General features: G+C 68.0%; 26 protein-coding genes. 8 read left to right on the top strand and 18 right to left on the bottom strand.

Going from position 1 to position 20,567, the window contains the following annotated elements:
* The first annotated feature begins 20 nt into the window (after positions 1-20).
* Complete coding sequence (locus F8566_RS24900; protein ID WP_151563958.1) at positions 21-641, top strand: cob(I)yrinic acid a,c-diamide adenosyltransferase; 621 nt, start codon at positions 21-23, stop codon at positions 639-641.
* Positions 642-756: 115 nt separating this feature from the next.
* The gene (locus F8566_RS24895) at positions 757-1,698 is read left to right on the top strand and encodes a DUF4097 family beta strand repeat-containing protein (RefSeq protein ID WP_151563956.1); all 942 of its coding nucleotides are present in this window, start codon (positions 757-759) and stop codon (positions 1,696-1,698) included.
* A 129-nt stretch (positions 1,699-1,827) separates the two neighbouring features.
* Here F8566_RS24895 and F8566_RS50110 read toward each other — a convergent pair whose 3' ends face one another.
* From F8566_RS50110 to F8566_RS24840, 12 genes are all read right to left on the bottom strand, one after another.
* The gene (locus F8566_RS50110) at positions 1,828-1,983 is read right to left on the bottom strand and encodes a hypothetical protein (RefSeq protein ID WP_192809847.1); all 156 of its coding nucleotides are present in this window, start codon (positions 1,981-1,983) and stop codon (positions 1,828-1,830) included.
* Positions 1,984-2,055: 72 nt separating this feature from the next.
* The gene (locus F8566_RS24890) at positions 2,056-2,520 is read right to left on the bottom strand and encodes a DUF2550 domain-containing protein (protein WP_151563954.1); all 465 of its coding nucleotides are present in this window, start codon (positions 2,518-2,520) and stop codon (positions 2,056-2,058) included.
* An 18-nt stretch (positions 2,521-2,538) separates the two neighbouring features.
* Positions 2,539-2,925, bottom strand: a complete 387-nt coding sequence (locus tag F8566_RS24885; RefSeq protein WP_151563952.1) for a F0F1 ATP synthase subunit epsilon — start codon at positions 2,923-2,925, stop codon at positions 2,539-2,541.
* A 77-nt stretch (positions 2,926-3,002) separates the two neighbouring features.
* On the bottom strand, positions 3,003-4,433 hold the full coding sequence (atpD, locus tag F8566_RS24880) for a F0F1 ATP synthase subunit beta (protein ID WP_151563950.1): 1,431 nt from the start codon (positions 4,431-4,433) through the stop codon (positions 3,003-3,005).
* Between the two features lie 2 nt (positions 4,434-4,435).
* Positions 4,436-5,332: a F0F1 ATP synthase subunit gamma gene (locus tag F8566_RS24875; protein WP_151563948.1), complete on the bottom strand. Its 897-nt coding sequence runs from the start codon at positions 5,330-5,332 to the stop codon at positions 4,436-4,438.
* A 6-nt stretch (positions 5,333-5,338) separates the two neighbouring features.
* Positions 5,339-6,979 carry a F0F1 ATP synthase subunit alpha gene (gene atpA, locus F8566_RS24870; protein ID WP_151563946.1) on the bottom strand — a complete coding sequence of 547 codons (1,641 nt, stop codon included), beginning with the start codon at positions 6,977-6,979 and terminating at the stop codon, positions 5,339-5,341.
* A 214-nt stretch (positions 6,980-7,193) separates the two neighbouring features.
* A complete protein-coding gene (locus F8566_RS24865) occupies positions 7,194-8,012 on the bottom strand; it encodes a F0F1 ATP synthase subunit delta (protein WP_151563944.1) in 819 nt (272 codons plus the stop codon).
* On the bottom strand, positions 8,009-8,578 hold the full coding sequence (locus F8566_RS24860) for a F0F1 ATP synthase subunit B (RefSeq protein ID WP_151563942.1): 570 nt from the start codon (positions 8,576-8,578) through the stop codon (positions 8,009-8,011). The genes F8566_RS24865 and F8566_RS24860 overlap by 4 nt, the downstream gene beginning before the upstream one ends.
* A gap of 38 nt (positions 8,579-8,616) precedes the next feature.
* A complete protein-coding gene (gene atpE / locus F8566_RS24855; RefSeq protein WP_151563940.1) occupies positions 8,617-8,841 on the bottom strand; it encodes an ATP synthase F0 subunit C in 225 nt (74 codons plus the stop codon).
* Between the two features lie 66 nt (positions 8,842-8,907).
* The gene (atpB, locus tag F8566_RS24850) at positions 8,908-9,720 is read right to left on the bottom strand and encodes a F0F1 ATP synthase subunit A (RefSeq protein ID WP_151563937.1); all 813 of its coding nucleotides are present in this window, start codon (positions 9,718-9,720) and stop codon (positions 8,908-8,910) included.
* Positions 9,721-9,832: 112 nt separating this feature from the next.
* The gene (locus F8566_RS24845; RefSeq protein WP_151563935.1) at positions 9,833-10,063 is read right to left on the bottom strand and encodes an AtpZ/AtpI family protein; all 231 of its coding nucleotides are present in this window, start codon (positions 10,061-10,063) and stop codon (positions 9,833-9,835) included.
* Between the two features lie 81 nt (positions 10,064-10,144).
* Positions 10,145-10,585 (bottom strand): hypothetical protein, encoded by a 441-nt coding sequence (locus F8566_RS24840; RefSeq protein ID WP_151563933.1) that lies wholly within the window; start codon positions 10,583-10,585, stop codon positions 10,145-10,147.
* A 317-nt stretch (positions 10,586-10,902) separates the two neighbouring features.
* On the opposite strand from F8566_RS24840, the gene F8566_RS24835 reads away from it, so the two are divergent.
* Complete coding sequence (locus F8566_RS24835) at positions 10,903-11,484, top strand: hypothetical protein (RefSeq protein WP_151563930.1); 582 nt, start codon at positions 10,903-10,905, stop codon at positions 11,482-11,484.
* Here F8566_RS24835 and F8566_RS24830 read toward each other — a convergent pair.
* Positions 11,481-12,638, bottom strand: coding sequence for a glycosyltransferase family 4 protein (locus F8566_RS24830; protein ID WP_151563928.1), 1,158 nt, complete (start codon positions 12,636-12,638; stop codon positions 11,481-11,483). The two genes, F8566_RS24835 and F8566_RS24830, sit on opposite strands and share 4 nt — an antisense overlap.
* Before the next feature lie 87 nt (positions 12,639-12,725).
* A complete protein-coding gene (locus tag F8566_RS24825; RefSeq protein ID WP_151563926.1) occupies positions 12,726-13,712 on the bottom strand; it encodes a DUF2207 domain-containing protein in 987 nt (328 codons plus the stop codon).
* A gap of 82 nt (positions 13,713-13,794) precedes the next feature.
* Between F8566_RS24825 and F8566_RS24820 the strand changes: the two genes are divergently transcribed.
* The 3 genes from F8566_RS24820 to F8566_RS24810 are packed head-to-tail and all read left to right on the top strand — an operon-like array spanning position 13,795 to position 16,933.
* A complete protein-coding gene (locus F8566_RS24820) occupies positions 13,795-14,265 on the top strand; it encodes a hypothetical protein (protein WP_151563924.1) in 471 nt (156 codons plus the stop codon).
* Between the two features lie 50 nt (positions 14,266-14,315).
* On the top strand, positions 14,316-16,265 hold the full coding sequence (locus F8566_RS24815; protein WP_151563922.1) for a sensor histidine kinase: 1,950 nt from the start codon (positions 14,316-14,318) through the stop codon (positions 16,263-16,265).
* Positions 16,262-16,933, top strand: coding sequence for a response regulator (locus F8566_RS24810; protein WP_151563920.1), 672 nt, complete (start codon positions 16,262-16,264; stop codon positions 16,931-16,933). Before F8566_RS24815 ends, F8566_RS24810 begins: the two co-directional genes overlap by 4 nt.
* Here the strand turns inward: F8566_RS24810 and F8566_RS24805 are convergent.
* Entirely contained in the window at positions 16,930-17,208 is a 279-nt protein-coding gene (locus tag F8566_RS24805; RefSeq protein WP_151563918.1) for a hypothetical protein, read from the bottom strand. The genes F8566_RS24810 and F8566_RS24805 overlap by 4 nt on opposite strands.
* A gap of 3 nt (positions 17,209-17,211) precedes the next feature.
* On the bottom strand, positions 17,212-17,346 hold the full coding sequence (locus F8566_RS52355; RefSeq protein WP_264159414.1) for a hypothetical protein: 135 nt from the start codon (positions 17,344-17,346) through the stop codon (positions 17,212-17,214).
* A gap of 382 nt (positions 17,347-17,728) precedes the next feature.
* On the opposite strand from F8566_RS52355, the gene F8566_RS24800 reads away from it, so the two are divergent.
* Positions 17,729-18,229: a hypothetical protein gene (locus F8566_RS24800; RefSeq protein WP_151563916.1), complete on the top strand. Its 501-nt coding sequence runs from the start codon at positions 17,729-17,731 to the stop codon at positions 18,227-18,229.
* A 119-nt stretch (positions 18,230-18,348) separates the two neighbouring features.
* Entirely contained in the window at positions 18,349-18,789 is a 441-nt protein-coding gene (locus F8566_RS24795) for a hypothetical protein (protein WP_151563914.1), read from the top strand.
* A gap of 8 nt (positions 18,790-18,797) precedes the next feature.
* On the opposite strand, the gene F8566_RS24790 is transcribed toward F8566_RS24795, so the two are convergent.
* Together F8566_RS24790 and F8566_RS24785 are read right to left on the bottom strand one after the other, a co-directional pair.
* Positions 18,798-20,006 carry a hypothetical protein gene (locus F8566_RS24790; protein ID WP_151563912.1) on the bottom strand — a complete coding sequence of 403 codons (1,209 nt, stop codon included), beginning with the start codon at positions 20,004-20,006 and terminating at the stop codon, positions 18,798-18,800.
* Complete coding sequence (locus tag F8566_RS24785) at positions 20,003-20,512, bottom strand: RNA polymerase sigma factor (protein WP_225993492.1); 510 nt, start codon at positions 20,510-20,512, stop codon at positions 20,003-20,005. Before F8566_RS24785 ends, F8566_RS24790 begins: the two co-directional genes overlap by 4 nt.
* Positions 20,513-20,567 lie beyond the last annotated feature (55 nt).

The raw sequence follows: 20,567 nt of genomic DNA, 5'->3' as shown, positions 1-20,567 counted from the left end.
TCCGTCGTAGGCTGGCCCTCATGGCGAAGAACAGGGAGACCCCGGTCGTACTCTCCCGCATCTACACCCGCACTGGAGACGACGGCACGACCGCCCTCGGCGACGCGTCCCGTACCAGCAAGACCGATCCGCGGTTGGCGGCCTACGCCGACGTGGAAGAGGCCAACGCCGCCATCGGCACCGCGCTCGCCCTCGGTTCCCTGCCCGAGCCGCTCGTCACGCTGCTGACCCGGGTCCAGAACGATCTCTTCGACGTCGGCGCCGACCTGTGCGCCCCGGTGGTCGCGGAGCCCGCGTACCCGCCGCTGCGCGTGGACGACTCGTACATCGACTTCCTCGAAGCCGCCTGCGACGAGCACAACGCGGAGCTGGAGCCGCTGCGCAGCTTCATCCTTCCCGGCGGCACGCCCGGGGCCGCTCTCCTCCACGTCGCCCGCACCGTGTCACGGCGGGCCGAACGTTCCGCCTGGGCGGCGATCGAGGCCCACGGCGCGGCGACCGAGGAGTCTCACGTCGAGGGCGGCGTCAACCCGCTCACCGCGCGTTACCTCAACCGGCTCTCGGACCTGCTGTTCATCCTCTGCCGGGTCGCCAACGCCGAGCACGGCGACGTCCTGTGGAAGCCCGGCGGCGAACGCTGAATTCATGGTGGGGCTAACCCCACCATGAAGACTCCCGGCTGCCTCCTGGCCGGGCCCGGCTCCGCAGGCGAAGCTTTGGGCAGTACGGGGAGTCCGAAGAGCGGTGGGAGACGACGTGAAGACCCTGACGGGTACGGCTCTGCTGGCCGGCGCGATGGTGTCGGCCGCCGCACTGAGCGGCTGCGGCCTCGATGTCGACGGCGCCAAGCACCATGAGGAACGGTCGTACACGGTCACCGACGCGGTCACCGCGATCAACCTGGACTCCGGCGACGGCAAGGTGGAGGTCGTCGGATCCGACTCGCCGGGCATCAAGGTGACGGAACGGCTGGCCTGGTCGAGCGAGCGCCGCAAGCCCAAGCCGGAACACGTCACCGAGGGCGACACGCTCAAGCTGCGGACCCGCTGCGAGGGCAACGTGATCGGTTTCAGCAGTTGCGGCCTCTCCTACCGCATCCAGGTCCCGCGTGCCATGGCGCTCAACCTCCACAACGACGACGGCCCCATCGAGGTCTCCGGGCTCCGGGGCACTCTCCGCCTGACCACCGACACCGGCGGGATCACCGCCGACGACATCCAGACCACGTCGCTGATCGCCAAGACGGGCGATGGGCCGATCAAGGTTTCCGGCAAGGCCGTCAACGCCACATTCACCACCGACACCGGCGGGATCACCGCCGACGACATCCAGACCACGTCCCTGGTCGCCAAGACGGGCGATGGGCCGATCAAGGTTTCCGGCAAGGCCGTCAACGCCACATTCACCACCGACACCGGGGCGATCTCCGCCGACGAGCTGCGTGCCGACAGGATCGAGGCGCGCACGGGCGACGGGCCCGTCCGGCTCCGCCTCGCCACCCCGCCGACGAACGTCCAGGCCCGGACCGACACGGGCTCCGTGGAGCTGGAGATCCCGACCAGCGAGTCGTACAACATCAGCACCACCACCGACACCGGCGGCAAGCACATCGACCCTTCCGTGCGCGCCGACAGCACGGCGAAGCGCAAGATCACGGTCTTGACCGACGACGGCCCGATCCGCATCCGCCCCGCCTGAGCAACATCCCAACGTCCAGAGGTCCAACGGACGCGGCGCGCCGTCCCCGGGAAGTCCCGGAGGCGGCGCGCCGCAGTGTTCGTTGTTCGCGTTCGTTCAGTTGTGCGTTCGTTCAGGTGGCCGGGCCGGTCAGCGGACCAGGCGGCCGCCCTTCCAGTCGAAGGACCGGGACGCCGCGGCCTTCGCCGCCGCGCGGGCCTGGCCGGACTCCTCGGCGGCCCACCAGGCGAAGCGGACCTTGTTCTTCAGGCCCTTCTTGCCCAGCTTGTTGATGTTCTGCGCCATGGTGAGGTTAGACAGAGAGTGTAATACGGACGGATCGGTGGAACCCGGTCACGTCTCGTGTCCGTGGACCGGTCACGGTTCGTGTTGCGGCAGGTCGACCGGGAAGCCGGGTGGGGCGGCCTCGAGCCACGCGAGAAACCCGGTCAGCGCGGAGCTGCTCATCGCCAGCTCCGCGGTCAGGTCGCCGTCCCGTACCTCGATGACGGTCACATCGGGGAGCAGGCCCGCGGCCTCCTCTCCCTCGGGCACGCGCCGCCCGGCTATGACGAGGCCCCGGCGGTGAATCACCTGCCGGGGCCTGCGCCGGAAACCGAAGACGCGGTGCCAGTTGAGCACGTCGCCCTTGTAGCGGCCGATGCCCAGCCGCCACGCGCTCGGGGTGCCGTCCTGCGCGAGCACGCGCAGGCTGCACTCCACCGCGCCGCCGCCGCGTACGAACAACCATCGCCGTACCGACATCGCGACGAACAGGAGTGCCACCAGGAGGACGACGGCGGCGAGCACCCCGCCCACGTCCAGTGCCAGGTGCCCGCCCAAGTCCCCCGCCGTTCCCGGCTAAGCCTCTTGGCCCGCCGCGCGCAGCCGCGCCCGGGCCCGCCGTTCCGCCGTCGAGTCTTCTTCGCCGCCCGCGCGGGCGGCCTCCAAGTCGTGACGGGCGGCCGCGACATCGACGTCGGTGCCCAGCTCGGCGTGCTCGGCCAGGACCGACACCTCGTCGCCGGCGATGGAGAAGAAGCCGCTGCCGACCATGGCACTGATCCACTCGCCGCCGTCGGCGGGCTCGACCTTCACCACGCTGCCGTCGAGCAGGACGCCCAGCACCGGGGCGTGACCCGGCATGATGCCGAGCTGGCCCTCGACGGTCTGGGCGACCACCATCTTGGCCTCGCCGGACCAGATCTCACGCTCCGGTGAGACCAGCCCGACCTTCAGGGTTGCCACGTGTCAATCCTCCGAATACTGGAGCGGGTCCGGCGGGCCGGGCCTGTTCGAGCTCAGGCCCGGCCCGCCGGAGCGGACTACTTCTCCAGCTCCTTGGCCTTCTTCTCGACATCCTCGATGCCACCGCACATGAAGAACGCCTGCTCCGGGATGTGGTCGTACTTGCCCTCGGCGATCGCCTTGAAGGAGGCGACGGTCTCGTCCTTGGGCACGGTCACACCGGGCTGGCCGGTGAACTGCTCGGCCACGTACATCGGGTGCGACAGGAAACGCTCGATGCGCCGCGCCCGGTTGACGGTGACCTTGTCCTCTTCGGAGAGCTCGTCGATACCGAGGATCGCGATGATGTCCTGCAGCTCCTTGTACTTCTGCAGGATCCGGATCACTTCCTGGGCGACCGCGTAGTGCTCGGCACCCAGGATCTGCGGGTCCATGATCCGCGAGGTGGAGTCGAGCGGGTCCACCGCCGGGAAGATGCCCTTCTCGGAGATGCCACGCGAGAGCACCGTCGTCGCGTCGAGGTGCGCGAACGTGGTGTGCGGCGCCGGGTCGGTGATGTCGTCCGCGGGAACGTAGATCGCCTGCATCGAGGTGATCGAGTGACCCTTGGTCGAGGTGATCCGCTCCTGGAGCACGCCCATCTCGTCGGCCAGCGTGGGCTGGTAACCCACCGCGGACGGCATACGGCCCAGCAGGGTGGAGACCTCGGAACCGGCCTGGGTGAAACGGAAGATGTTGTCGATGAACAACATCACGTCCTGGCCCTGGACGTCCCGGAAGTACTCCGCCATGGTCAGCGCGGACAGCGCGACCCGCAGACGGGTGCCCGGGGGCTCGTCCATCTGGCCGAAGACCAGCGCGGTGTCCTTGAGGACGTCCGCCTCTTCCATCTCGACCCAGAGGTCGTTGCCCTCACGGGTCCGCTCGCCGACGCCGGCGAAGCAGGAGGTGCCACCGAAGTTGCGGGCGACGCGCCGGATCATCTCCTGGATGAGGACGGTCTTGCCCACCCCCGCGCCGCCGAACAGCCCGATCTTGCCACCCTTGACGTACGGGGACAGCAGGTCGATGACCTTGATGCCGGTCTCCAGCATCTCGGTCCGCGACTCCAGCTGGTCGAAGGCCGGGGCCTTGCGGTGGATGCCCCAGCGCTCGGTGACCTCCAGGGAGGCCGTCGGCACGTCGAGGGTCTCGCCGAGGGCGTTCCACACGTGGCCCTTGGTCACGTCGCCGACCGGCACCGAGATCGGGCCGCCGGTGTCAGTGACCGCCGCGCCGCGCACCAGACCGTCGGTCGGCTGCATGGAGATGGCGCGGACCATGTTGTCACCGAGGTCCTGAGCGACCTCGAACGTCAGGGTCTTGGTGTCCTCGCCGAGCGTGACGTCGGCCTTGAGGGCGTTGTAGATGCCCGGGATGGCGTCGGCGGGGAACTCCACGTCGACGACCGGGCCGATGATCCGGACGACGCGCCCGGTGGCGATCGCCGTTTCTACCTGTGCAGTCATTCTTACTCCCCGCCAGAATCGGCGAGCGCGTCAGCGCCACCGACGATCTCGCTGATTTCCTGGGTGATCGCCGCCTGCCGCGCCTGGTTCATCTGGCGCGTGTAGACCCCGATCAGTTCGTTGGCATTGTCGGTCGCCGACTTCATCGCCCGGCGGCGCGAGGCGTGCTCGGACGCGGCCGACTGGAGCAGCATGTGGAAGATGCGGCTCTCGACGTAGCCCGGCAGCAACTGGTCGAGCACGGTCTCGGCGGTCGGCTCGAACTCGTACGCCGGGGGGACCTGCTCACGGGCGGTCTCCTCGATGTCGAGCGGCAGCAGCCGCCGGACCTGCACCGACTGGGTCAGCATCGAGACGAACTCGGTGTAGACCACGTGGATCTCACCGACGCCTCCCTCGGCGTCGGTCTTGAGGAAGTCGGCCGCCAGCCGCTGCCCGATCCGCTCCGCGTCAGCGAAGGCCGGTCGGTCGCTGAAGCCCGTCCACTCGGCCTCGATGTCGCGGTCGCGGAACCGGTACCAGGTCAGGGCCTTGTTGCCGACGAGGTACGGCAGCGGCTCCTTGCCCTGCTCCCGCAGCGCCTTGATCAGCGACTCGGCCTCGCGGATGACGTTGGCGTTGTAGCCGCCGCAGAACCCGCGGTCGCTCGTGACGATGAGCACGGCGGACCGCTTGTCCTCCGGCTGCTCCTTGAGCAGCGGGTGGTCGATGCTGACATGGTGGCTGACCAGGGCGGTGATCGCCTGCGTGATCTGGTCGGCGTACGGCTTGGAGGCCGCCACCGCGTTCTGGGCCTTGACGATGCGCGAGGTCGCGATCATCTCCTGGGCCCGGGTGATCTTCGCAGTCGACTTCACCGACCTGATCTGCTGCCGGAGTTGGCGAAGTTGTGCAGCCATCGCCGATCAGGCCTTCTTGGTGACGCGGGTGATCTTTTCCTGCTCGACGTCCTCTTCGTCGATCGGCTCGATCGACTCGTCCTCGCCGAGGAAGTCGCCCCCGCTGGTCTCAAAGCCCTTCTTGAACTCGGCCATGGCGTCCTTGAGGGCGGTCAGGCCGTCATCGTCGAGCTGGCCCGTCTCGCGGATCGAGGTGAGCAGGCCGCTCTCGTTGCGCTCCATGTAGTCGAGGAAGTCGGTCTCGAAGCGGCGGATGTCCTCGACCGGCACGTCGTCCAGCTGACCGGTGGTGCCGGCCCACACCGAGACGACCTGCTTCTCCACCGGGAACGGGGAGAACTGCGGCTGCTTGAGCAGCTCGACCAGGCGCGCACCGCGGTCCAGCTGGGCGCGGGAGGCCGCGTCCAGGTCGGACGCGAAGGCGGCGAACGCCTCCAGGTCACGGTACTGGGACAGCGCCAGGCGCAGCGTACCGGCGACCTTGCGCATCGCCTTGACCTGCGCGGAGCCACCGACTCGGGAGACGGAGATACCGACGTTGATCGCAGGGCGGACGCCCTGGTTGAACAGGTCGGTCTCCAGGAAGCACTGGCCGTCGGTGATGGAGATGACGTTGGTCGGGATGAACGCCGACACGTCGTTGCCCTTGGTCTCGATGATCGGCAGACCCGTCATCGAGCCGGCGCCCATGTCGTCCGACAGCTTCGCGCAACGCTCCAGGAGCCGCGAGTGCAGGTAGAAGACGTCACCCGGGTAGGCCTCACGGCCCGGCGGGCGGCGCAGCAGCAGCGACACCGCGCGGTAGGCCTCGGCCTGCTTCGACAGGTCGTCGAAGACGATCAGGACGTGCTTGCCCTGGTACATCCAGTGCTGGCCGATCGCGGACCCGGTGTAGGGGGCGATGTACTTGTAGCCCGCGGGCTCGGAGGCGGGCGCGGCCACGATCGTGGTGTACTCCAGCGCACCGGCCTCTTCGAGGGTGCGGCGCACGTTGGCGATCGTGGAGCCCTTCTGGCCGATCGCGACGTAGATGCAGCGGACCTGCTTCTGCTCGTCGCCGGAGAGCCAGGCCTCCCGCTGGTTGATGATCGTGTCGATGCAGACCGTGGTCTTGCCGGTCTGCCGGTCACCAATGATCAGCTGCCGCTGTCCCCGGCCGATCGGCGTCATCGAGTCGATGGCCTTGATGCCGGTCTGCAGCGGCTCCTTGACCGACTGCCGCTGAACGACCGACGGAGCCTGCAGCTCCAGCGCGCGCCGCTCGGTCGACTCGATCGCACCCTTGCCGTCGATCGGGTTGCCCAGCGCGTCAACGACACGACCGAGGAAGCCGTCGCCGACCGGGGTCGACAGGACCTCACCGGTGCGGCGGACCTTCTGGCCCTCCTCGATCTTGCTGAAGTCACCCAGGACAACGGCACCGATCTCACGGGCGTCCAGGTTCAGAGCCAGGCCACGGGTGCCGTCCTCGAATTCGAGGAGCTCGTTGGCCATCGCGGAGGGCAGGCCCTCCACGTGGGCGATACCGTCGCCGGAATCGACAACGGTGCCGACCTCTTCGCGCGCGGCGGCCTCAGGCTCGTACGACTGGACGAAGCGCTCCAGCGCGTTCCGGATCTCATCCGGACGGATCGTCAGCTCCGCCATGATTCCTCTCTTGCTCCCTTAGGGGTCAGCTCAATTGTCATCTGGGGGGCGACCCCCAGTCCCCCGCAAGCGGCCTGACGAAGCTCTTCACTCCGCTGGCGCTCCGCTCCGGGCATCGTCCGCATCGTCCTGGGGGACGACCCCCAGACCCCCGCACGCGGGGAACGAAGCTCCTCACTCCGCTGGCGCTCCGCTGCGGGCATCGTCCCCCGCCTCAGCTCGCCAGCCGGCGGCGGACATCATCCAGCCGTCCGGCGATCGTGCCGTCGATGATCTCGTCCCCGATCTGAATCGACAGGCCGCCGATCGCCGTGGGGTCGATTTCGATGTTCAGGTGTACTTCGTGGCCGTACGCGGTGGCCAGGACCGCGGCGAGCCTCGTCCGCTGCGCCTCCGACAGCTCCACCGGCGTGCGCACGAGTGCCACAAGGCGCTCGCGGCGCTGCGCGACGAGCTTGCCGAATTCGGCGAGCCCGCCCTCCAGGCTACGTCCTCTCGGCCGCAGCACCAGCTCGGTGACCAGCGTCAGCGTGGACGCGGTGACCTTGCCCTCCAGGAGCGTGGTCACCAGCCCTTCCTTGCGGTCCTCCGGCAGCCCGGGCCCGGAGAGCGCGCCGCGCAGCTGCGGCTCGGCCTCGATGACCCGGGAGAACCGGAACAGCTCGTCCTCCAGGTCGTCCAGCCGCCCGTCGGCCTCGGCCCGCGCGGACTCGGCGTTCACCGCGAGGATCTCGATCGCGTCGGACAGCTCCAACGGCTTCGACCACCGCAGCCGGACGACATCGGCGACCAGCCCGAGAGCGGCCGGCGAGACCTTGCCCTCGAGCAGTCCCTGGACGAGCTGCGCCTTGTCGGCGCCGTCCCGCGCCGGGTCGGAGACCGCCCGCCGCAGACCGTGCTCGCGGTCGATCAGGTTCAGCACCGCGAACAGGTCGCCGCCAAGGGTGGACAGGTCGGCAGAGGGGATGACCGCCTCCAGCCGCTCCCTGGCCTCCGCCAGCGACGCCCTGCTCACCGCTCCCGTGATGGTCATGATGTGATCTGCTCCTGCGTACGAGCCCGGCCCTCGAGCTCCTCGAGGAACCGGTCGACCACGCGGCTCTGCCGGGCGGAGTCCTCGAGGGACTCGCCGACGACGCGGCCGGCCAGCTCGACCGACAGCGTGCCGACCTCGGCCCGGAGCTGCTGCAACGCCTGCTGCCGCTCGGCCTCGATCTGCGACTGCGCCGCCTCGACGATCCGCCGCGCCTCGGCCTGCGCCTGCTCGCGCATCTCGGCGACGATCTGCGCCCCCTGCTCGCGAGCCTCCTCGCGCAGCCGGGACGCCTCGTGCCGGGCCTCGGCCAGCTTGGCCTTGTAGTCGTCAAGCGTGGCCTGAGCCTCCGCCTGAGCCTCCTCAGCCCGCTTCAGCCCACCCTCGATCTGGTTGGAGCGCTCGGCGAGCGTCTCCTGGATCTTGGGGACCAGGAACTTGCCGACCAGGATCAGGACGATGGCGAAGGCGATGGTGCCGACGACCAGCTCACCGGTCTCAGGGAGCAGCGGCTGGTAGTCACTCTCTGTCTGCGCCACCGTCGTGGCGGCGAGCAGGTTGTACATGGGGTTTCCGCCTTCCTGTCAGGAAAGTGCCAGGAGGGTCAGCTGTGGACGAAGCCCACAACGAAACCGATCAGGGCGAGCGCCTCGGTCAGCGCGAAGCCCAGCAGCATGTTCTGGCGGATGACGTTGGTCAGCTCCGGCTGGCGCGCGATGGCCTGCACGCCCTGACCGAAGATGATGCCCACGCCGACGCCCGGGCCGATGGCGGCAAGACCGTACGCGATGGAGCCGAGGTCACCGTTAACAGCGGCGAGAGTGCCCATTCTGATTTCCTTCTCAATCGGCCGGTGGAGTCGTCCACCGGAGCTTGCGGTTGCGGTTGAGGTCGGTCAGTGCTCGGGGTGCAGAGCGCCGCCGATGTACGAGGCGGCCAGCAGGGTGAAGATGAAGGCCTGCAGGCTCTGCACGAAGATCTCGAACGCGGTCATGATGATCGACATCAGGAACCCGACGATGCCGATGCCCGCGCCCAGGACCGTGAGCTTCTCGGCCAGGAACCACCATGCGACGCTTGCGAAGAAGGCGATCAGCAGGTGACCGGCGAACATGTTGGCGAAGAGCCGGACCGCGTGGGTGAACGGCCGAAGAATGATGTTGGACAGCAGCTCGATCGGCGCGAGGATCACGTAGATCGGCCCCGGCAGGCCGGGCGGGAACATCATGTTCTTGAAGTAGCCGACCAGACCCTGGTGCTTGATGCTGAGGAACAACATCATCACGTAGACCACGAGGGCCAGGACGATGGGAATCGCGATGTGCGACGTGGCCGGCAGCTGCAGCACCGGGATCACGCCGGACAGGTTCATGAAGAGGATGAAGAAGAAGGTGGAGAAGAGGAACGGCATCCACCGGTCGCCGTCCGCGCCGATCATGGGCCGGGCGACCTGGTCGCGAACGAAGAGGTAGGCGACCTCTCCGACGTTCTGCACGCCCTTCGGCACCAGCTGCGGCGCACGGAACGCACGCCACGCGAAGACGATGATCGCCAGGGCGGACAGCAGGACGATAAGGGTCGGCTTCGTCAGCCAGTCGAGCCACGCGGGTCCGTTCTCGAACAGCGGCGGCCAGTCGAAGATGTTGAGCCCGGGGACGTGGTCTTGGAACGTCTCACCCTCGGCGGCGAGGAGGCGCGGCGCGCTCACGCGGCAGTCCCTTCGTCAGTGACCAACTGTTCGGTCGGTACTTGCTTGTGCGTGCCCGAGGGGCGCGGCTTGATTCCAAAGACGGTGGTGGTCTTCTCCGCGGGCGGGAGCGTCAGCGTCCGTAGCGGTTGTAGACCAGGTAGAGCGCGAGACCGAGGCCCACCAGAATTCCGATGGGGAACAGCGCCGAGGTGCCCAGCCAGCGATCCAACAGCCAGCCGAGGCCGCCGTAGACGGCCATCCCGCTCAGCACGTAGCTGGGGATGGACCAAGCGGCGTTGGCGAAGCTGCTGTGGTCCGAATCCTCGGACCCCGGATCGGGCCGATGCCCCTCCTCGCTCATCGCAGGACGGACCATAGCAGGCCACCCCCCTCGTGGTCATATTGGAGTAGTCCACTTGCGCCAATGCCGCCCACGGGGACATCACGGGCTCCGGTCGGCATCGGCCTTGGGGCCGGCTGCGGGCGCTGCGGGCTCGTCGATGTAAAGCGTCTTGGTCGTGAGGGTGTGGCGGATCTCAGCGCTGATCCATACCAGCGTCAGGGCGATCACCGCCCATGCGAAGGCCTTGTTGTTCCAGGCTGTCACGTCCTCGAAGACCGAGATCAGCACGAACATGCCGAGGATCTTGAAGATGTAGCTGAAGACGGCCGCGGCGAACATCATCTGCGGGGAGATCTTGGACGCGTAGCTGACAGCCACCACACTGATGCTGAAGAATGCGATCACCACGACGGTGGCGATTGCGGCACCCAGCGCCCCCTTGGCTCCGCCGAGCAGGAGACCGGCCACGATGGCGACGGCACCCGCGAGGGCGGACGGGATCGCGGCGCCGCGGAGAGTCCGGGCGTCGGAAGGCTGCATGTGGGCTCCGGCTGGTCACTTTCAGTGGTCGTCTCTTGTTCGTGAAAGGTATCACAAGCGTCCAGAACGCCCGCAATTACCCTAGAGGTAACGCATCGACGTTCGCAGCCTTGTAACTTCCCCCACACGGACTGTAGCCCAGGTCATCAGGTCGTTCCCTGGAAAGCCCCTGGCCTGAGAGGGGTATCTGCCCTGAGCGGCGGCGGAGACAACGCGGAGACAACGGGAAGACGTCCTGGAGACGTCGCTTTGATTCGCTCGCGCCGGGCTCAACGAAGCCCCCGCCAAGACAGGCGGATCCCCAGGAAAGGACCATCATGGCTCCTGCGGCGAAGATCGTGGCGATGACGGCCTGCGCCGGTGCGGCGCTGTCCATCGGAGCGTTGACCGGCACTCCGGCCTCGGCCGAGGCAACCCAGGTGACGGCTCCCGCGACCCGGCAGACTCCCGCCGTCCGGCAGGCTCCGGCCGACCCACAGGTTTCGGCCGCCGCCTGCCGGAACGCCTGGAGCAAGATCTCCGGCGCCTCGGTCACCGGGCGTATCTGCTGGAACAGCTCCAAGATTTGGGCGTCGGGAAAGATGTACGACACCAAGGGCGACCATCGCTCCGCCTGCATCAAGATCTATTACGTCAAGAACTACGCGCGGACGCCGATGCTCGACTGCATCGACAACAGCAAGCCCGGCAAGACCGAGGGCTGGAGGTTCAGCGTCAAGGTCAAGGGAACCAAGAAGTTCTACGTCAAGGCCTGCAGCAAGAACAAGCTGAGGACCTCGTGGACTCGAAGTGGCGCTGAGGTAGCCGCCAGCGGCATCTCGGCAGGCCTTCTCATGGGCGCGGCATCTCCCACAGACTTCCGTGGAGATGCCGCGCCTCCCGCTTCTCCGCGCCGCTAGACGGGTTGGCGGGGGCGAGGGGCGGGGGCGGGGCCGCCTGCGTGGCGGGGGGTGCGGCGGCGCAGGCGTGGGACGCCGAGCATCACCACGGCTCCCGCGATCGCGACCACGATGGTGACCGAGGAGACCAGCGCCACCGAGTTGGTGAACGAGAGCCCGACCAGGCTGGCCGCGATCAGCGCGACCCAGAAGTACATGATCAGGACGGCGCGCCGGTGTGAGTGGCCGAGCTCCAGCAGCCGGTGATGGAGATGTTGTTTGTCGGGGGCGAACGGGGAGCGTCCCTGGTTCGTACGGCGCCAGACGGCGAGCAGCATGTCGATGAACGGCACGGCCGCGACCGCGGGCACCAGCAGCATGGGCACGTAGAACGGCATCTGGGCGTAGGCGCCGATGACGGCGGGATCGAACGTTCCGGTCAGCATGATCGTCGCGGCGCTCAGCAGCAGGCCGATGAGCATCGACCCGGTGTCGCCCATGAAGATCCGCGCCGGGTTGAAGTTGTGCGGCAGGAAGCCCGCGCAGATGCCGACCAGCACCGCCGCGGTCAGGGTCGAGCCGGTCAGCGTGGTCAGCCCGTTGGTGAACGAGAGCAGGTAGGCGTAGGAGAACAGCGCCATCGCGGCGATGCCCACCACGCCCGCGGCCAGCCCGTCGAGGCCGTCGATGAAGTTCACCGCGTTGATCGTGGCGACCACGACGAAGACGGTCAGCGGCACGCCGTACGTCGGGGGCAGTGACATCGCCTCGCCGGTGGGCAGGGGCAGCTGGTAGAGCTGGATGCCCTGCATGACGAAGATGCCGGCGGCCGCGACCTGGCCCGCGAACTTGGTCAGGGCGTCCACGCCCCAGCGGTCGTCGGCGATGCCCACCAGCACGATGAGCCCGCCCGAGAGCAGCAGGGCCTTGCCGGTGCCGATGTCCGAGTTGGCCAGGACCTTGCCCATGACCGGCAGGCCGTGGGCGAGCACGAGCGCCGCAGCCAGCCCGCCGAACATCGCCAGCCCGCCCAGTCGCGGCGTCGGAATGACGTGGACGTCGCGGTCGCGGGGCGCCGCCTGCGCGCCGAACCACACGGCGAAACTGCGCACGGCCGGGGTCAGCAAGTAGGTGACGAGGGCGGCGACCAGGATGGTGAGCAGGTACTCGCGCACGCCCTGCGCCTCCCCTCACCGTCGCCGCCAATGATTCAGAAGCCCGCCGAGGACGATCTGTTCGTCCTGACGGAGTTCCGACCAACTCTAATCTCCCAATCCGGTCACCGCTGCGTGTTCCGTTGTCCGAGATCGCCGCGTTCTGGCGGCGGCGGCTCCGGTGATCACCAGCGCGAGGCCCGCCAGACACCCGTCACCCAGCGAGAACGCCCAGAAACCGCGCACCAGGATGTCGTCGGCGAGATCCGCGACGATCAGCATCGTGCCCACCGCCGTCAGCGTCTCCCCGGCGTACGGGGGCGCGGGACGCCGCGCCAGCAGGACGACGGCTGCGAGCGCCAAGGCAAGCGCAGCGGTGCCCGCCCACGTTCCCTGCCAGTGCGGACGGGCGTAGTGCGGCGGTGACACCTGGATCGCCCCCTTGGGCAGGCTGACCCGGATGGTCATCGTCTCGCGCGGCCGCAGCCCGCTCTGCGTGAAGTCGACCGCGAACGGGCCGTCGCGATCGCGCAGGCACCGCGTGGAGGACCCGGCCGTCCCCGCCTGGCACTTGACGCGCCTGAGCGGCACAGGGCCCTCCACCCGTACGGCCGCCTCCCCGATCGGCACGTCCCAGTCGCTGCCGAGCGCGTCCCACTGCAACTCGTCATGGTCCTCGTACGGGGTGAACGCCCACGCCACGTCGTACTCGATGACATACGCCTGCCGCCCGTGCACCCGCCGCCGGTCGTCGCCGACGTCGATGCGCACGTCGTGCAGCAACTTGGCGGTCTCGGCCCGCGCCGGCGCGCCGGTGGAGGAACTGGTGCGCACGTCGCGGATGTCGAACAGCCGGTTGTTCTTGCGGTACGAGATGCGTCGCACGATCCCGTGCTCGCCGCCCCGATCGAAGTCATAGGTGATCGTCTCGCGGACGTGCAGCAGCCCGTCGGACCGGATCGTGAGCACCACGTCGTACGTCGGGATGCTCTCGGCCCCCGGCGGCTCGGCGTGCGCGGGCAGCGCGAGAACGGTGGCCAGCAGCATCCCCGCAGTGACCACCAGGCCCCGGAACCAGCCACGCACCTCAGGCATGTCCCTACCGTCGCCGCGTGCTTGCGTAATGAAGTGATTACCCTACGGAGTAGAGCGGCACTCCGCGTCTAAGCTACGTCCCGTGTCCACTGTCGGGTTCGGCCTTCTCGCGGGAATCACCGGGTCCGCCCTGGTCACAGGTTGCGCCTGGGGGCCCGCACTCTCGGAATCCTCCGAACGCCTCGAAGCCGACGCCTTCCACGTTCTGCGCGACGGCGCCGAACGCCTCGGCGGGCCAGGCGCCCGGCCCCGCACGCTCAGCGACCGGACGGGCCCATGCGGGGACGGGCGGGCGCAGCGGACGCTGCGCGCCGAATTCCCGCTCCGCCCCGGCCCGTCCCCCGTCGTGCTCGTCGACCAGGCCACCGGCATCATGCTCGGCCTGATCGGCGACCGCGACTACCGCCTCGCCGAACCACCCCGCGGCAAGGGAGAACACCGCTCGTTCGCCATGACCCGCGACAACCCGTCCGTCACGTTCAAGATCCGCCTCGAAGCCGGCCGCCACCCCAAGATGACTTTGAACGGCACCACCCCCTGCCTTCCTGGCTGAGGCCTGAGAGATGGCTGAAAGTTGGGTAATGGCCCCATAAGGTCATTCCCGTGAGGACTGACGGGGGCGTCCAGCGGTGGCCGAGCGTGGCGGACTTCGCCGTGCCCGCGATCACGGCGGCCTTCCAGTTGGGGCTCACCTACCTGATCGCGCTCGAAGAGGCCCTGGACGAGCGGCAGTGGATGGTGTTCAACGCCGCCGTCGCCTTCTCGTGCGTCGCGCTGATCTGGCGGCGTGTGGCGCCCGTCGCGGTGCTGGCGGCCGTCCTTCTCGTCGACGGCGTCGGGCAGCTGGCGATCGGCACCGACGACACGTTGATCGACGGGGTGACCGACGTGATCGCCCTCTACTCGCTGGCGGTGCACCGCGGTCCCCGGACCGCGCTGATCGGCGCCTTCGTCGCCTGCACCGTGGTCAGCCTGGCCTCCATCCCCCATTGGAGCGGCGGGACGGACCTGTGGTCGGACGTGCTCGCCAACGTCATCGTCTATGTGGCGATCACCGCGCTGGGGCAGATCCGGCGCCAGCGCAAGGCGCGACGGCTGGAGTTGACGGCCCGTCTGGCCGAGGCCGAGCAGGAACGCCGGGCCGCGGCGGAGTCCGAACGTGAGCGGCTCGCCCGCGACCTTCACGACGTCGCCGGTCACCATCTCAGCGCGGTGGTGGTCCACAGCGGCGCGGCCGCCCGCCTCGACGACCCGGAACTGACCACCGGGGCCCTGACGGTCGCCGCAGAGACCGGCCGCGACGTTCTCAAGTCGCTGAGCAGGCTCGTGGACGTCGTGGGACCGGGAGCCGGAGACGGCGAGCTGAAGTCGTTGCTCCCGCCTCTCTGCCACGGCCTCAGCAGGCTGGGCATCCCGGTCTCGCTGACGGTCGAGGGCCGGCCGCGCAAGCTTCCTCCCGAGGTCACCACCGCCGCGTACCGCATCGTTCAGGAGTCGCTGACCAACGCGATGCGGTACGCGTCGGGCGCGCCGGTGCAGGTTGAGGCCCGCTACACCTCGGCCGCCCTGGAGGTGACGGTCACCAACGACCGTCCCTGCGATGACGGCGTGGTGCCTGCTCTCGGCACCAATCGCGGAATCGCAGGCATGCGGGAACGGGCGACCGGGCTTGGGGGCACGCTCGACGCGGGCCCGTCGCCGGCGGGCGGCTGGACCGTCGCCGCGGTCCTCCCCACCGCCCCGGCCAGGCCACGGCTGGGCCTGGACTGGCCGGAGGTCCTCGACGCCACCGCCATCGCGTTCTCCGTGGGGACGCCGACCATCATGGCCTTCGCACTCCAGGAAGAGTCGATCCTGCGGGGCTGGTCGCTCGTCGACATGATGCTTGTCACGGTGGCGTTGTTCGGCCGCGCGATTCCGCTGTGGTGGCGGCGGCGCAACCCGTACGGCACGCTCATCGCCCTGGTCGTCGCCGACTCGATCTGGGCGGCCGTCGCCGCGCAGATGTCCGAACCGCTCCTGGGCGTACTCGCCATGGGGTTCGTGGCGGAGCTGATCGCGGTCTATTCCGTGGCCTGTTATGCCCGCAAGGGCAGACCGACCTGGCCTGCCGTGCTCATCGCTCCCATCCCGTGGGGAGTGGCGATCGGCTCCGCGCTCGCGCTGGATCCGGATCCGAACGAGCCCGGCGCCGCCTTCTTCGCGCTCGCGTTCGGCCTGATCGCGGGCAGCACGTTCTCCGTGCTGGCGTTCCTGCCGTTCTGGGCCTGGGGGAAGGCCGTCGCCGCCCGCAGCAGGAGCTGGGAGATCAACGCCCTGGAGACCATGGCCGCCCGTACGGGCGAGGCGGTCCTGGCGGAGCGCCACCGCATCGCGATGGGATTGCGCGGGACGGTCTTCGACCACACCTCCCGGCTCGTACGCGCCGCCGAGGCGGGCCTCGCCGGCACCGCCACCGACGCCAAGGCGGCCCTCGACGTGGTCACCGAACAGGCACGGGCCGCACTCGTCGACATGCGCGAGCTGCTGGACGCGATGGAGGAGCAGACGTGAGCATCCGGGTGCTGGTGGTGGACGACCAGCATGTCGTCCGCGCGGGCTTCACCGCGATCATCGACGGCGAACCCGACCTGGAGGTGGTCGGGCAGGCCAGGGACGGCGCGGAGGCCCTGCGTGCGGTACGGGAGCTACGGCCCGACGTCGTCCTCATGGACATCCGCATGCCCGGCATGGACGGGCTGACCGCCACCCGGGAGCTCACCGGCGGCACGGAGACGGCGGCCCGCATCCTGGTGCTCACCACGTTCCACCGGGACGAATATGTCTACGGCGCACTCCGGGCGGGCGCGTCCGGCTTCCTGCTCAAGGACTGCGACCCGCAGGAACTCGTCGACGCCATCCGCACGGTCGCCGAGGGTGCGGCGATGCTCGCCCCCGCCGTCACCCGCCGCCTGATCGACGCGTTCGTCAGCGGGACCGTCGCCCCGCCCTCGCCCGCCGACGAACGGCTGGATCTCCTCACCCAGCGCGAACGCGACGTCCTCGTTCACGTGGCCCGGGGCCTGAGCAACACCGAGGTCGGCACGACGCTCGGCATCGGCACCGCCACCGTGAAGACCCATGTGAACGCGATCCTCACGAAGCTGGACCTCCGCGACCGCGTCCAAGCCACGATCTTCGCCTACGACGCCGGTCTCGTACGCCCGGGCCAAAACCGCTAGAAGACCAGCCATTTGGCCAGCACGACGATGGCCCCGATCGTCCAGAAGCCGGCGAGCTCCTTCCACTGGCGCCGTCGTACTGCCCCGACCACGCCCCACAGCGCGATGCCCACCGCCACGATGACCAGGCAGAAGGCCAGCCAGCGCCACACACCATGGCCGGAGAACTTCAAGGATGCCCACGCCGCGCCGGCTGGGACGGCCGCCACGACCCACAACGCGTCAAGCGAGAAGTCGTCCGTCTCGTCCTGTGGGTTTGCCTCGTTGGCGGCCATGGCTCAGAACACCCCTTTGGCGTACGCGAACGCTACGAAGAAGGCCAGGCCGACCACGACCGTGATGAGCGCTTCGTACGCGCCACGGAACCACGCCAGCCAGCCGCTCTCGCCCTGTTGCTTCTCGTTCTCGGCCATGCACCAAGCGAACCGTGTCACCCCACGTCCGCGCGTCATGCGCCGGAATGGACCCGTATCAGCCCTTCGATAGCCCTGAGACTCAACCCCAGGGTGGAGATGTGATCAACTTCACTCCACTGAAAAGCTCAGGCGAAGCATCGGGGAATTTGTCGCCTTCTGTCCGATTTTTGGAGTGACGATGGCCCCCTGGCAGGTGCTCTGAAGTCTTGGCACACGAGTCTCAGGCGTCTCCCAAGACTGTTGGACGTCCATTGCAGGGGATTTGTTCGCACAGCCGACCACCCCTGGTCAACCCCTAAGCCGATCATAAAAATGATCTTGCTGCGACTGCTACGTTGACCTGGCTTTATCTCCGAGATTTCAGTGCATGGAGGGATTCATGCGGCGTTTTGCAGCCGTTGCTCTGTCCGCCGGAACCCTGATGGCCGGCATGGCCGCCGTCAGCGCCCCCGCCCAGGCCGACTCCGTCAAGCTGACGGACTCCGCCGCCGCGTCGGCCGCCTCGACCGCCGCCGCCCCCACGGCCTCGGCAGCCGCGCGCGGGTGGAAGGCGATCAACACCTACCGCTACATCGACGCATGGGGGACCTACACCCGTAGCGGCGGCAAGACCTATGTGAAGGCCTACCTGCGGGACACGAAGGCGAACTACTACACGGCCTGCGTCCGATTCCTCTTCCAGGAGGGCAAGAGGGCTTACTGGTCACGCCACCACATCGTCGGCGTCCGGCCGAACGGCTCGCGCTACGCCTTCGATGGCAAGGGCACGATCACGATCCGGACGAGTTCCAGCTACAGCAGCCACCTTTGGGTGCAGGAGTGCGGCCGCAGCACGAAGAACGGCAAGTTCTACTACGGCAAGGGTAAGAAGCTCTTCTGATCCCTGTCCCGCTCCCATCGCGGACCATGCAAGGGCCTGGCCTCTCAGAGGTCGGGCCCTTGTCATGTGTGAGTGCTAGGTTCGGGTCGTTCTGCCAGGCCCACACTGAAGGGAACGCCATGCGCCGCCGTCTCGCCGCCGCGACCGTCGCATCCGTGACCGCAGTCTCCGTCAGTACGATCAGCGCCGTCACGAGCGAGGCGAACGCCGCCGCCGGGCGCAGTTGGGCGACGAAGGCCAGCTACACGAACATCAAGGTGGGGGGCGCGTACACGCGTACCTCGAAAAAGGTCACCATCAAAGGCTGGCTACAGGACCTGAAGAAGAACGGACTGGCCGCCGCCGTCCAATTCAGGGCCACTGAAGGCAGCGGGAAGCACACCAGCAAGGTGTATTTCTTCAAGAGCGCGGGTGTACCGGCCGACCTTCCTTACAAGAAGGACTACCGCAGCCAGTTCTTCAGCTCCGACTACACGAAACATCTGTACGTCCGGGAATGCGGGCTTACGCCGAAGAAGCACTATAAGACCGAGTGCGGCAGGTGGCAGAAGGTCTACTAGCCAGGCCGTCACCAGTCCATGTCGACTACACCGTCGAGGCCTTTCAGCGGACGTGCCGGACCGCCCTTGTGCAGGTCGACGATCCCGCCGCTGGTCAACAGATAAAGGCCTGAAGCGTCACTCTTGAAGGCGGCGATTTCCAGCCGAGACGCGCTCGCCAATCGGATCTGACGCAGTACACGGCCGTCCTGGGCCGAGAGTTCAAGCAACTCCACCGGCCCCTGGGAGTCCCTCGACGGGTCCGGCACACTGCCCGGCTCTTCGGACCCGACTCCCAGCTGCAATTCCATTGTCGACGTGAACACGGAAAGGCCATCTGGCCTAGCCAACGCGGACACGTAGATGGAAGGCGACTTCACCGTCTGGATGAGCTTGCTGTTACCAGCCAGTTGCGCGCCGCCAGGCACGGAGGATTTAATTCTTCGCAGTTCTTCGGTATCTTCGGAAATCGAGTCTTTGTGCTCAACCCGGCGCACGAAGAAGAGGTGGCCTCCGTCTGCTGCCCAGGACAGTTGGTTCGCACCATCCCCTTGCCCCGAGTCATGCCATTCTCGTTGCGTATTGGTAACCAGATCAACGACCGCGATACGCGTTCTCTCCGCCGACGCCTCGTCGCGCCGCTCCGCGCTGCAGTCCTGAACGGCATATGCAAGCTTCGTGTCGTTCGGCGTGACAGCGAGTCCTCCGTTGCCCGACCCGACACCCGCGACCGGTCCGCCGGCGATCGGCTCCATCCCGATGATCTTTCCAGCGTCGCTGACCCGCACCCGCTGGATCGTCGTTCGGCATGGTTTCTGCGATTTCAGTTCCGAGGTGACGTAGAACGTGCGGTTGTCGCTAAGAGCCGCCACCCCGCCGAACTCAAAGCCCTTGGGCGCCTTATACCGGTCCACAAGCCGCCCCGTCGCCGATTCGCGGACCTCCAGGCTGTACGACGAATCATTGGGGGTGTCACCGCCGTCTACGGTGCTCGCAAAGATGAACTTGGGCATGACCGGCGTCCGCTGGAGGCGCTCCGCCGGATCGTCCCAGAGTCGCTGTGCGGTCAAGAAACTGACGAGGATGATCAGGACACCGGCAACCGCACCGAGGGGCACGAGGCGGAGTCTCAGCATCGAGGGCCGCGGTCTCCGCTCGGGCAGAGGCCGGTGCGTCTGGTCGTCCACCGTGTTCGCGGTGGCCTGCAGCGCGTCGCGGAGCCTGTCCTCAATGCTCATGTCCCGACCTCCTCTCCCATCTCGCGAGCCAGCGCGGCGAGCGCCCGAGTCATGGTCGAACGCACGGTTCCCGGCCGGATGCCCATCGCCTGGGAGACCTCGTCGTCGGAGAGCTCAAGATAGAAACGAAGAACGAGCGCCTCGCGTTGCCGGCGGGGCAGACGCGACAGCGCCCGCATCACTTCACGGCGGTCTTCGCTGAGGATCGCCGCCGACTCGGCAGACCATACCGGCGGTTGATGCGGTTCCGTCCGCTGCCACATCCTCTTGCGGCGCCGGAGGGTCATCCGGCAGCCGTTCAGCACCGCGGCGCGGACGTACGCCAGCAGCTTCTTCTCGTCGTCCAGCCGGGGAGGCTTGTCCTGCATGCGCAGAAAGACGTCCTGGACCACGTCCTCGGCCGTCGCCTCATCACCGACGAGGAGCACGGCCATGCGGATGAGCCCGACCTGGTGTTCCTGGTAAAGAGAGGTCAGGTCGGACGTCGCGACGACATCGGACGTCACCGCGGCCACACCCCCAGGTCGGAAACGACGTGCCCGCATCTGCCTTGGAAGCCCG

The sequence above is a fragment of the Actinomadura rudentiformis genome (assembly GCF_008923185.1).
GTDB lineage: Bacteria > Actinomycetota > Actinomycetes > Streptosporangiales > Streptosporangiaceae > Spirillospora > Spirillospora rudentiformis.
The sequence above is the reverse complement of the archived record's forward strand: the minus strand, read 5'-3'. Positions and strand labels throughout refer to the sequence as shown.

What these genes read in the sequence shown, in the direction of transcription:
- atpD (WP_151563950.1), bottom strand. Translation starts at nt 4,433, where the DNA reads ATGACTGCACAGGTAGAAACGGCGATCGCCACCGGGCGCGTCGTCCGG.
- F8566_RS24865 (WP_151563944.1), bottom strand. Translation starts at nt 8,012, where the DNA reads ATGACCATCACGGGAGCGGTGAGCAGGGCGTCGCTGGCGGAGGCCAGG.
- F8566_RS50110 (WP_192809847.1), bottom strand. Translation starts at nt 1,983, where the DNA reads ATGGCGCAGAACATCAACAAGCTGGGCAAGAAGGGCCTGAAGAACAAG.
- F8566_RS24825 (WP_151563926.1), bottom strand. Translation starts at nt 13,712, where the DNA reads ATGCCTGAGGTGCGTGGCTGGTTCCGGGGCCTGGTGGTCACTGCGGGG.
- F8566_RS24875 (WP_151563948.1), bottom strand. Translation starts at nt 5,332, where the DNA reads ATGGCTGCACAACTTCGCCAACTCCGGCAGCAGATCAGGTCGGTGAAG.
- atpE (WP_151563940.1), bottom strand. Translation starts at nt 8,841, where the DNA reads ATGGGCACTCTCGCCGCTGTTAACGGTGACCTCGGCTCCATCGCGTAC.
- F8566_RS52355 (WP_264159414.1), bottom strand. Translation starts at nt 17,346, where the DNA reads ATGGCCGAGAACGAGAAGCAACAGGGCGAGAGCGGCTGGCTGGCGTGG.
- F8566_RS24860 (WP_151563942.1), bottom strand. Translation starts at nt 8,578, where the DNA reads ATGTACAACCTGCTCGCCGCCACGACGGTGGCGCAGACAGAGAGTGAC.
- F8566_RS24795 (WP_151563914.1), top strand. Translation starts at nt 18,349, where the DNA reads ATGCGCCGCCGTCTCGCCGCCGCGACCGTCGCATCCGTGACCGCAGTC.
- F8566_RS24835 (WP_151563930.1), top strand. Translation starts at nt 10,903, where the DNA reads ATGGCTCCTGCGGCGAAGATCGTGGCGATGACGGCCTGCGCCGGTGCG.
- F8566_RS24790 (WP_151563912.1), bottom strand. Translation starts at nt 20,006, where the DNA reads ATGAGCATTGAGGACAGGCTCCGCGACGCGCTGCAGGCCACCGCGAAC.
- F8566_RS24805 (WP_151563918.1), bottom strand. Translation starts at nt 17,208, where the DNA reads ATGGCCGCCAACGAGGCAAACCCACAGGACGAGACGGACGACTTCTCG.
- atpA (WP_151563946.1), bottom strand. Translation starts at nt 6,979, where the DNA reads ATGGCGGAGCTGACGATCCGTCCGGATGAGATCCGGAACGCGCTGGAG.
- F8566_RS24900 (WP_151563958.1), top strand. Translation starts at nt 21, where the DNA reads ATGGCGAAGAACAGGGAGACCCCGGTCGTACTCTCCCGCATCTACACC.
- F8566_RS24840 (WP_151563933.1), bottom strand. Translation starts at nt 10,585, where the DNA reads ATGCAGCCTTCCGACGCCCGGACTCTCCGCGGCGCCGCGATCCCGTCC.
- F8566_RS24800 (WP_151563916.1), top strand. Translation starts at nt 17,729, where the DNA reads ATGCGGCGTTTTGCAGCCGTTGCTCTGTCCGCCGGAACCCTGATGGCC.
- F8566_RS24845 (WP_151563935.1), bottom strand. Translation starts at nt 10,063, where the DNA reads ATGAGCGAGGAGGGGCATCGGCCCGATCCGGGGTCCGAGGATTCGGAC.